General features: G+C 66.0%; 12 protein-coding genes. 6 read left to right on the top strand and 6 right to left on the bottom strand.

What is annotated here, in order from left to right; translation table 11 throughout:
• Positions 1-145: 145 nt before the first annotated feature.
• Positions 146-340: a DUF2283 domain-containing protein gene (locus ACLFQI_RS07925; protein ID WP_410758371.1), complete on the top strand. Its 195-nt coding sequence runs from the start codon at positions 146-148 to the stop codon at positions 338-340.
• An 80-nt stretch (positions 341-420) separates the two neighbouring features.
• Here ACLFQI_RS07925 and ACLFQI_RS07920 read toward each other — a convergent pair whose 3' ends face one another.
• Entirely contained in the window at positions 421-891 is a 471-nt protein-coding gene (locus ACLFQI_RS07920; protein ID WP_410758370.1) for an SCP2 domain-containing protein, read from the bottom strand.
• On the bottom strand, positions 888-1481 hold the full coding sequence (gene idi / locus ACLFQI_RS07915; protein WP_410758369.1) for an isopentenyl-diphosphate Delta-isomerase: 594 nt from the start codon (positions 1479-1481) through the stop codon (positions 888-890). Before idi ends, ACLFQI_RS07920 begins: the two co-directional genes overlap by 4 nt.
• Positions 1482-1752: 271 nt before the next feature.
• Here idi and ACLFQI_RS07910 point away from each other — a divergent pair, with 271 nt between their 5' ends.
• Both ACLFQI_RS07910 and ACLFQI_RS07905 read left to right on the top strand, forming a co-directional pair.
• On the top strand, positions 1753-2289 hold the full coding sequence (locus ACLFQI_RS07910) for a TIGR02281 family clan AA aspartic protease (protein WP_410758368.1): 537 nt from the start codon (positions 1753-1755) through the stop codon (positions 2287-2289).
• Between the two features lie 62 nt (positions 2290-2351).
• Complete coding sequence (locus ACLFQI_RS07905; RefSeq protein WP_410758367.1) at positions 2352-3356, top strand: PfkB family carbohydrate kinase; 1005 nt, start codon at positions 2352-2354, stop codon at positions 3354-3356.
• On the opposite strand, the gene ACLFQI_RS07900 is transcribed toward ACLFQI_RS07905, so the two are convergent.
• Positions 3335-4375: an NADP(H)-dependent aldo-keto reductase gene (locus ACLFQI_RS07900; RefSeq protein WP_410758366.1), complete on the bottom strand. Its 1041-nt coding sequence runs from the start codon at positions 4373-4375 to the stop codon at positions 3335-3337. The genes ACLFQI_RS07905 and ACLFQI_RS07900 overlap by 22 nt on opposite strands.
• Before the next feature lie 134 nt (positions 4376-4509).
• Here ACLFQI_RS07900 and ACLFQI_RS07895 point away from each other — a divergent pair, with 134 nt between their 5' ends.
• The 3 genes from ACLFQI_RS07895 to ACLFQI_RS07885 are packed head-to-tail and all read left to right on the top strand — an operon-like array spanning position 4510 to position 6650.
• The gene (locus ACLFQI_RS07895) at positions 4510-5175 is read left to right on the top strand and encodes an energy-coupling factor ABC transporter permease (protein WP_410758365.1); all 666 of its coding nucleotides are present in this window, start codon (positions 4510-4512) and stop codon (positions 5173-5175) included.
• A gap of 9 nt (positions 5176-5184) precedes the next feature.
• Positions 5185-5757, top strand: coding sequence for a ribosome biogenesis factor YjgA (gene yjgA, locus ACLFQI_RS07890; RefSeq protein ID WP_410758364.1), 573 nt, complete (start codon positions 5185-5187; stop codon positions 5755-5757).
• Positions 5758-5807: 50 nt separating this feature from the next.
• A complete protein-coding gene (locus ACLFQI_RS07885) occupies positions 5808-6650 on the top strand; it encodes a hypothetical protein (protein ID WP_410758363.1) in 843 nt (280 codons plus the stop codon).
• Positions 6651-6769: 119 nt separating this feature from the next.
• Here the strand turns inward: ACLFQI_RS07885 and hemF are convergent, their stop codons facing one another.
• From hemF to ACLFQI_RS07870, 3 genes are all read right to left on the bottom strand, one after another.
• Positions 6770-7759 carry an oxygen-dependent coproporphyrinogen oxidase gene (gene hemF, locus ACLFQI_RS07880; protein ID WP_410758362.1) on the bottom strand — a complete coding sequence of 330 codons (990 nt, stop codon included), beginning with the start codon at positions 7757-7759 and terminating at the stop codon, positions 6770-6772.
• Positions 7760-7769: 10 nt separating this feature from the next.
• Positions 7770-8609, bottom strand: a complete 840-nt coding sequence (gene djlA / locus ACLFQI_RS07875) for a co-chaperone DjlA (RefSeq protein WP_410758361.1) — start codon at positions 8607-8609, stop codon at positions 7770-7772.
• Positions 8610-8892: 283 nt separating this feature from the next.
• On the bottom strand, positions 8893-10089 hold a 1197-nt coding region (locus tag ACLFQI_RS07870; protein ID WP_410758360.1), incomplete at its 5' end, for a response regulator.

The following is a 10089-nucleotide window of genomic DNA, read 5'->3' as shown; positions in this document are numbered from 1 at the left end:
GGGGCGTGAAGCAGAAAGACATAGAGCACTGGTGGATCTTCAAAGAACTACCAGGCCGCGACGATAATCTGGTCTGCGCAGCGGTGATTTCACGCCAGGCGATGATCATTAAGACCATCATGACCCACTGGGAGGAGCAAAACGGATGAAGACCACCTATCACGTCGACGACGACATCCTGGAGATTCACATCAACGAGAAGCCAGTGACGCGCGAGGTCTCTCACGGCTGGAATGTGAACATTAGCTATGCAGAGGATGGCAGCGTGGTCGAAATCGTTTTGCTGGAAGCCAAGGAAAAGGGTCTGTATCCAGTGGCCCAAGAACAGGACGCAGCCTAAGTCGTTTCGCCCAAAAGATACCGGGGGCACCGGCCTTGATCATCGATTGGTCCACTTGCGGGCGATCCGTGAAGTACCCGCTAACCGCGCCCGAAGCGCCCCAGCAGATCGGTCGCGCCGTTCATGACCTTCAGCAACGGACCGAGGCGGTCTTCCAATTCGACGCTGTCGAGGAAGTTCTTCACATAAAGGCCAAGCTCGGTGCTGCCGCCAAGGCGCAATCGACGGTTGAAGAACAGCGTGTCGGGATCCTCGCGACGGGTCGCGAGCAGCAGGAAATCATAGACCTTGCCGTCGATGCTGAGATCGGTCGCGGCCCTGGGCGGCGCGGCCTTGATGCGATCTCCGACCAGGGTCAGGCGAAACTCGAGCCGGGCATCGTCGACGCCGATGCGCATCACATGGCCATCCAGAAAATCCAGCTCGCCATCGCGCAGTTCAGGCTCGAAGACCCGGTTCAAGATCTGCACCAGAGCACCGGTGCGCAGGCCATTGGGCACCAGGCCGACCGGGAGGGTCAGCAGGCGCGGAATCGTCGGGGATTTGATCAAGCAACCTTCCTCAATGGGGTGGCCGAGAGGCCGGCGATCCGCTCGCGATACTCGGTGCGCAAACGCTGCCATTCCATGACGAACCAAGGCGTGATGCGATCCGGCTCCTCGGCGATCAGACGATCGGTCTCGGCACAGGACAGCCAACGCCAGTCGGCAACCTCGCTGGGGTTGACCTCGACCGCGACCGGCGTCTCGAGCTTGCCGACATAGACCGAGCACAGCTCATGCTCGGCACCGCGTCCGCCAAACTCGGCCTGATACTGGAACTTGTAGAGGAAATGCAGCTCGGCGTCGATCGCCAGTTCCTCGCGCAGGCGGCGGTGGATCGCCTGCTCCAGCTCCTCGCCACGCCGGGGATGACTGCAGCAACTGTTCGACCAGAACAGCGGCCACAACGGCTTATCGCCACTGCGCTGTTGCAGCAGCACCTGATCATCACCGGAGAACAGGAAGATCGAGAAGGCGCGATGCAGGAGCCCATCGCCCTGGTGGGCCTTGACCTTGGTCTCGTGCCCGATGACCCGATCCTCGCTGTCGACTAGGATCAACGGTTCGTCATCGAACGAGACGGTTTCGTGCTTGAACACAGTACTCTCCAAGTCCACAGGGTTGCGAGCGGCAGCCACGCAACGCCAGTGGCGGTTCCCCGCGCGGTCATCTTCGGGGAGCACCGTCCCCAGTCAAACCACGGATATCGTTTAACCGATAATCCTGGCACAAAGCCACACGGGTGACAAGACAAGCTGACAAGCCGCACGTCGCAACAGCCTGACAGCAGGTCCTGCTCCATCGTCGGCCCCGCCAAGCCTGCGGCAAGTCGCTTACCCTGCCCGATCAAGAAACCGTATAGTACCCAGGATGAACGCCAACCTCCCAAGCCCCAACGACGGACCCTCGCGCCTCGGCAAAGCCATGCTCTTCGGGGCTTGGATCGCCGCCACCGCACTGATCGCGATGCTGTTTCAAAACTATCTCGACCGGCGCGAGAACCCGAACCAGAATCTCGCCTCCGAGGTCGGCCCCGGCGGCGTGTCCCAGGTGGTCCTACGCCAAAGCATCGGCGGCCATTATGTAGCGAGCGGCACCATCAACGGCGAGCCGGTGATCTTCATGCTCGATACCGGCGCCACCATGGTCTCGCTGTCACGGCAGCTCGCGCGCCGACTCGACCTGCCGATGCGCCCCGGCGGCATGAGCAAGACCGCGAACGGCATGGTTCAGACCTGGATCACCCACCTCGACAGCGTCAGTCTCGGCGGCCTCACGGCACACAACCTGCGCGCCACCGTGCTGCCCAATTTCCCCGGTGACCAGGTCCTGCTCGGCATGGACTTCCTGAAACGCTTCGAACTCATCCAACGCGGCGGCGAGCTGACGGTTCGCCTGCCGAGTTGACCGGATCCAAGCCGACCCGAACCACGCTGGACCGTCTCACTCGTCCGCAGACACCGATGGCCTTGACAACCGCCACTATCCCTCCGCACCGCCACGAGATCGATCAGCAGACCGTGCCCCGGCTCGGCGCTGGCCGCCCGGCCCGCATCCTCGGCATCGGCATCGCCACCCTCGATATCATCAACCAGGTCGAGCGCTACCCCGCCGAGGACGACGAAGTCCGCGCCCTGAGCCAGCACATCGCGCGCGGCGGCAACTGCGCCAACACGCTCGCCGTGCTCAGCGAGTTCGGCCACCATTGCTACTGGGCCGGCACCCTCGCCAACGACAGCGGCGCCGCGCTCATCCGCCAGGATCTCAGCGCCCGTGGCATCGCCCTCGACGCCGCCAAGACCATCCCCGGCAGCGCCACGCCAACCTCCTACATCACCCTCAGCCGCGCCACCGGCAGCCGCACCATCGTCCATCATCGCGACCTGCCCGAACTGAGCGCCGCCGACCTCGCGCGCGCCGATCTCGGCGCCCTCGACTGGGTCCATCTCGAAGGCCGCAACCCCACCGAAACCGCCCGCATGCTCGCCCGCATCGCCAGCGAACGCCCCGACCTGCCGATCTCGGTCGAACTCGAAAAACCGCGCCCCGGCATCGAAACGCTGTTCCAACTCCCGGAAACCGCGAACAGCGTCCTCATCATCGCCCGCGCCTTCGCCGAGCAGCAAGGCGCGCAAGACCCGCAAGCCTTTCTGCAACAGTTTGCCAAGCAGACAAACGCCAGCCTGCTACTGCTCCCCTGGGGCGCCGCCGGCGCCTACGCGCTCACCCGCAAGCGCGAGCTACTCTTCGCGCCCGCCCAACCGCCCGCCGCGATCATCGACACCATCGCCGCCGGCGACGTCTTCAATGCCGCCGCCATCGCCGCCCTGCTCGACCACCAACCGATCGACCAGGTCCTAAGAACCGCCAACGCCCTCGCCGGCCACAGCTGCGGCCAACTCGGCATCGACGGCCTCGTCCACAGCGCCAGGATCGCTGGAGTGCTCCCAACTCAAGGACTCGGATTCGGCTGACGCCGATGCACCGCCTCGATCTCGTCCAACACCTCCTGACTCAGCCGCAGCGCCACACTGCCAAGATTGCTCTCCAACTGCTCCAAGGTCGTCGCCCCGATGATATTCGAGGTCACGAACGGCCGACTGGTCACGAACGCCAACGCCATCTGCGCCGGATCCAACCCATGACGCCGCGCGATCGCGCAATACTCAGCGGTCGCCCACTCCGCCTGCGCGCTCGAATAGCGATCGAAGCGCGAGAACAACGTCAACCGCGCCCCCGCCGGCCGCGCGCCATCGAGATACTTCCCGCTCAGCATCCCGAACGCCAGCGGCGAATAAGCCAATAACCCGCACCGTTCGCGGATCGCCACCTCGGCCAGACCCACCTCGAAGCTACGATTCAACAGGCTATACGGATTCTGGATGCTCACCATGCGCGGCAGCCCATGCGTCTCGGCCAGCGCCAGCATCCGCATCGTGCCCCAGGGCGTCTCATTGGACAGCCCGACATGCCGGATCTTGCCGGCCCGGACCAAATCCCCGAGCACCTCCAGGGTCTCCAGCAAGGGCACACTGTCATCCCGCGCGGGTTGGCTGTAGCCGAGCTGGCCGAAGTAATTGGTCTCGCGATCCGGCCAATGCAGTTGGTACAGATCGAGATAGTCGGTGCGCAACCGCGCAAGACTGGCATCGACCGCCGCCTCGATGTTGGCGCGATCCAGCCGCCGCCCCGGCATGCGCAGATAGTCGATCCAATCGCCCGGCCCGGCCACCTTGCTGGCGATGATCAGCCGCTCGCGACCGCCCCGCTCGGCCAGCCAGTTGCCGATGAAGCGCTCGGTCGCGCCCTGGGTCTCGGCGCGCGGCGGGACCGGATAGATCTCGGCGGTATCGATGAAGTTGATGCCGGCGTCGACGGCACGGTCGAGCTGGGCGAAGGCCTCCGCCTCGCTATTCTGCTCGCCGAAGGTCATGGTGCCGAGGCACAGCTCGCTGACCCATAGATCGGTCTTTCCCAAGGGGCGCTGATTCATGGAAACTCCTCTGCGTCAGTGTTCGCTTCTCTCGGTTGAGGTCGAAGCCACTGCACTCAACCTAACATACCATCCGGCGTTGCCTCGCCGCCGAGACGCACGCAACGCGCCTTCAACCTCGGCGCCCGCCATCCATGACCCTCGACCCCGCCCTGTTCACGCCGTTCGCGCTCTGGAGCGCCATCCTGCTCTACGGCCTCTGCCTGCTGCTGGCGCTGTGGCACGCCCCCTGGCGCCAGCTCGTGCGTGCGCGCATCACGCATGTCTTCTTCGGCGCCAGTGTCGCTCTGATGGTCCTCTGGCAGATGGAAACCCAGGTGCAACCCGGGCTCTCCTATCATCTCCTCGGCCTCACCGCCGTCACCCTCATGTTCGGCTGGTGTTTCGCGGTCCTCGCCGCCTCGCTGGCGCTGCTCGGGGTCACCCTCAACGGCGCCAACGCCTGGGACGGCTTCGCCCTCAATGCCCTGCTCTCCGGCGTCCTGCCGATCAGCCTGACGCTGGTGCTGCTGATCCTGATCCGGCGCTATCTGCCGAAGCAGTTCTTCGTCTATGTGCTGGTCAATGGCTTCCTCACCGCCGGCCTCGTCGGCACCGCCATGGGCTATATGGCGGCCTGGCTACTGGTCGGTGCCGGCGCCTACAGCATGGCCGAGCTGCGCGAGAGCGTGCTGCCGTTCTTCCCGCTGATGTTCCTGCCGGAAGCCATGCTCAACGGCTGGATCATGGTCATTCTGGTTGCCTTTCGGCCGCATTGGGTGTACTCGTTTTCGGATATCGAGTACATCAAAGGCAAATAGCAGAGTCCGATGACCCCTGCCCATCAGTCCAAGCCCATGGAGACGGCGTCTGCCGCCGACCGCCCATCGGCAGCGGTTGACGAACGTCCAAGCCGCAGCCAGATCAAGCGCGACCATCAGGCGTTGCAGGCCTTGGCCGAACAGCTCCTAGCGCTGCCGCGCCCGCTGCTGGAAGGGCTCGCGCTCAGCGAGGCCACCTGGATCGCGATCGACGAGACCGCGCGTATCAAGGATCGGCGCGCCCTGCGCCGTCATTACAAGCGCATCGCCAACTGCCTGGCGCGCGAGAAGACCGAACCGCTGCAGGCCTTGCTGGCCCAGCGCGAGGCGCAGGCGCGCGCCGCAAGCGCGCGCCAACACCAGATCGAGCGTTGGCGCGAGCGCCTGATCGAGGAAGGCGATGCGGCCCTGGCCGAGTTGGTCGGCGCCGAGCCGCGCCTCGACCGCCAACAGCTGCGCAGCCTGGTGCGCGCCGCCCAGCGCGATCGCGAACGCGGCCGGCCGGAGGCGGCGCGAAGACTGTTTCGCTATCTGCGTGAATCGCTCGAGGATGCGCCCTCGGCGCCATCCAGCTCTACCTGATCCAACGGCGTCTCGCTGCGCCGAGCCACGCTTCATCGCGAGGAGGTCCGATGCCCTTTATTGGCGTACTGCCCGAACGCGAATCGCTCTTCAAGCCCGCGCCGCGCCGCGAGGTGCCGGTGAGCGATGCCGCCGCTTGGCGATTGAATCCCGCCCATCGCCACATCTACGACAAACTGCGGCTCGCGCTCGCGGCCGGGCTCACGGCCGCGCCCTGCGGGGTGGCGCCGATGGATCTTGGCCTCGCGCCGGCGACCGAGGTCTTTGTCAAGCCGATCACCAATCTCGCCGGGATGGGCTTGAGCGCGCGCGCGCTGCGTGCGGACGAGGTGCCGCTGGAGCCGGGAAGCTATTGGTCGGAGCGCCTGACCGGGACGCATACCAGCAGCGATTGCCTGGTGCAGGATGGCGAGCCGCGCTGGTTTGCCCACACCCGGGGTTCAGACGAGAAGGATGCCTCGCGTCCGCTCTATTGGCAGATCGGCGCCGAGCTGCCGGAGGTCGAGGCCTGGGTCGGCGACTGGGTGCGACGCACGCTGGGCGGCTATACCGGCCTCTGTAATATCGAACTCATCGGCGGCCGGCCGATCGAGGCCCATCTGCGCGGCTCCAATGGCTTCTTCGATCTTTATGGACCGGACTTCCTCCCGGCCTGGGTGGCGTTGGTCGACGGCGAGTCCTTCAGTCCGCCGCCACCGATCCCGGGCGGGTACGTCATCTCGGTGTTTGGCGAGGCGGACCTCAGCGCCGCGAACCGACAAGCGGCGGAAGCGCTCGGCGTCAAGGTCCAACCCGACCCGAGCACACCGGGGCGGGCGGCGATCCTGCGCTGCCGGGAGCGCAAGGCGGGATTCGAGGCCTATCGCCGGCTGACGGGACGCGCGCTCGTTTGACGCCGATGGCCCGCTGTTCGCCATCCTGAGCGCGCGCCGACCTGACCCTCATCGCGGTCCGATGCGGTCGCTTGCCGAGCCCGGCTCAGGCGCGGGCGCGGGCTCATCGCTCGCCGCGCTCAACCAGCGTCCGCCAGCCAGTCCTTGGGCACCAAGTAGTGCTCATAGAGTTTAGCCTCCTCGGAGTTCGGCTCTGGCCGCCAGTCGTAACGCCAACTGACCTGGGGCGGCAGCGACATCAGGATCGATTCGGTGCGGCCGCCGGATTGCAGTCCGAACAGGGTGCCACGGTCGTAGACCAGATTGAACTCGACGTAGCGCCCGCGCCGATAGCATTGGAAGGCGCGCTCGCGCTCGCCGTAGGGAAGGTGCTTGCGCCGGGCGACGATTGGGCGATAGCCGGGCAGATAATGCTCGGCGACGCTGCGCATGAAGGCGAAGCTGCGCGCGAAGCCCCAGCGGTTGAGGTCGTCGAAGAACAGCCCCCCCACGCCGCGCGGCTCGGCGCGATGCCCGAGGTAGAAGTAGCGGTCGCAGGCGTCCTTCAGGCGCGCGTGCAGCGCCGCCTCGTCTTCCTCGGCATCACCGAAGCCTGCGCAGGCGGCGCGCGCGTTGCGATGCCAGTGACGCACGTCCTCGTCGAAGCCGTAGTAGGGAGTGAGGTCGAAACCGCCACCAAACCACCATACCGGCGCGTACCCCGGCTTCTCGGCGATGAAGAAGCGCACGTTCATGTGCGAGGTCGGCACATAGGGATTGCGCGGATGCATCACCAGCGACACGCCCATCGCCTGAAAGTGGCGGCCGGCCAATTCCGGCCGGTTGGCGCTGGCGCTCGCCGGGAGGGCGTCGCCATGCACATGCGAGAAGTTGACCCCGCCTTTCTCGAACAACGCGCCCTCCTCGAGCACGCGGCTGCGGCCACCGCCACCGTTGGCGCGTTGCCAGGCATCCTCGCGGAATCCGCCGCCGCCGTCGGCGTCGGCGAGCGCGGCGCAAAGGCGGTCTTGCAGATCGAGCAGATACTGCTCGACGGCTCCGGCAGCGGGGGCTCCGGCAGCGGGGGCTTGGGCAGCGGGGGTCTCGGGGTTCCTGGAGCGGGTGAACATGGATCGGGCGTCAGGCGGCGCGCGCGTTCTGAATCATTTCGTAGGCGCGGCGGATCTCATAGGTCTTTTGGGTCGCCATCTTCATCATTTCCTCGGGCAGTCCCTTGGAGACGAGTTTGTCTGGATGGTGTTGGCTGAGCAAGCGACGATAGGCGCGTTTGATGGTGGCATCGGAATCCTTCGGGCTGACCCCCAACAGGGCGTAGGCCTGGCCGAGAGTGGGCGCGCGGGTCGCGCGCTGGCGCCGGCCGCTGGCGCCGGATCGAGATCCGGCGCCCTGTGCGCCCAGGTTGTCGCTGAACTGGCATTGCAGGCGTACCAGCGTCTCGAGTTGTTTGAACAGGATCTCGGGGATGCGCAGGCCGCTGCGGATCTGGCCCAGCAGCCGCCGCTGGTGCGGGGTCGGTTCGCCGTCGACATAGGCCGCCTGCAGCTGGATCTCCAGGAACATCTGGATCAGCGCGCGCTGGCTCAGGCACTCGCGGCGGAAGGTCTCGATCACGGCGGGCAGATCGAACGCCGCCGACTTGCCCTGCCGGAACAGCTCGACGGCGGCGCCGCGCATCTCCGGCGAAAGCCGCAGCTGCGCCATGATGCGCTCGGCCAGCGCGATATCGGCCTCGGAGACGCGTCCATCGGCCTTGGCCAGATGCCCCATGACCGAAAAGGTTGCGGTAAAGAACGCGCTTTGGATGCGTTGACGATCGCCGGGCGGCAACTGCCCGTTACGCCGCAGCTTGCGCACGCCATGATCGACCCCGTGGCCGAGCGCGGCGCCCAACATGGCGCCAAACGGCCCGCCGGCGGCCAGCCCGAGAAATCCACCGAAGACCTTACCAACCCATCCCATCGAGACTGCTGCTCCGCCTGTTCATCCGCACAAAACCCTCACTCGGCCCTTCGCTGTCGGCTCCGCGAGAAACTCCAGCATGTTAACCTTCGAGGCCCATCTGTCGAACAGGTTTCGGGATATCCACATTCCAGATTGCTCGCCACCGCGGAGGTCGAAGGTTGTGAAGGTGTTACCACTGTTTGCTCTACTGTTCGCGCTCATCGCCTGGATTCTCACCGGCTGGAGCACCATGGCCATGCTCGCCGGGGACGATGAGGCACGTACCTGCTACACCGATTGCTTACAAGTGCTGTTCTTCTCGGGGATTGCCACCATCGTCATCGCCCTGGTGCTCGACGGGCTTGCCTTGAAGTATGCCAAGGCGCCCGTGCTCACTTACATCGGCTTGGCGCTCACCATTCCGCTCGCCATGATCTATGCCGGTTTGATCCTGATCGGCAATCTTGCCTGAATCATCACACAGCTTGAGCAACTCGGCGAGCGCGGTGCGGCCGGCCTGGAAGTCGAAGCGACGCACCGGCTGGATCACGGCCGCGAGCGACTGACGCAACTGCGGGTCGACGATCTGCGGCGCGAGTGCCTCGACCTCGGCTCGGGCGCGCAGATTCCGCGCCGCTAGAAGGCCATCGAGGCGTTGCAGCTCGGCCCGCAGGGTCGCCGCATCCAATGGATTGGAAGGCGAATCGGCATGTGCGGCGGTCGCGGCAGCCGAGCCGCAGGCCGGGGGCAAGGCCGCGATCGAGGCCAAGGCCTCGGCCATGGCCGCCACGAGCGTGGCAAGGCGTGCGGCTATCGAGTCATCCGCGCTGGCCTCGCTCCCAGGACGGGTGCCATTCCCTGGGCCAACGGGGCTCTCTGGGCTGGCGGGACTCCCTGGGCTGGCGCCGCGCGCCGATGAGTCGAAGCGTCTCTCAGCGCGGTCAAGCTGCTGCTCAAGCCGTTTGGCAGCCTGGCCCACCCGCGCCAGGCCCAGATTCAGGGCCACGCCTGCCAGGGCATGAGCGGCGGCCTTGGCTGCCGACGGCTCGCCAGCCCCGAGGCGGGCGTGAATCTCGGCCGGATGATCGGCAAAACGCTCGGCGAAGCGGCGTAGGCGAGCCTGATGTTCGGCCCGGTCGTCATCCACTGGCTCAAGACCGGGACCAAGCTCCACCAGCGGCGCGGAGACGGGCTGGCCAGCCGTCGCGGACCTGTCCGGAGGGTGACGGCCAAGGGCGTTTGCACGCGAGCTTGGTCGCCAGAAGGGTTGGAGCGTCTCCAGCAACCGCGCGCGCTCAAGGGGCTTGGCGAGATGTCCATCCAGACCAGCGGCAAGACAGTGCCGGCGCTCGGCCTCGGTGGCATGGGCGGTCATGGCGATGATCGGGATGCCCGCGCATGCCGGCAGGGCGCGCACCCGTCGCGCGGTCTCGTAACCGTCCATCCCGGGCATTTGCAGATCCATGAGGATCACGTCGACGCCCGCGCATCCAGTTCC

Origin of the sequence: Halochromatium sp. (genome assembly GCF_046541315.1) — a bacterium.
Lineage (GTDB): Bacteria > Pseudomonadota > Gammaproteobacteria > Chromatiales > Chromatiaceae > Lamprobacter.
The sequence above is the reverse complement of the archived record's forward strand: the minus strand, read 5'-3'. Positions and strand labels throughout refer to the sequence as shown.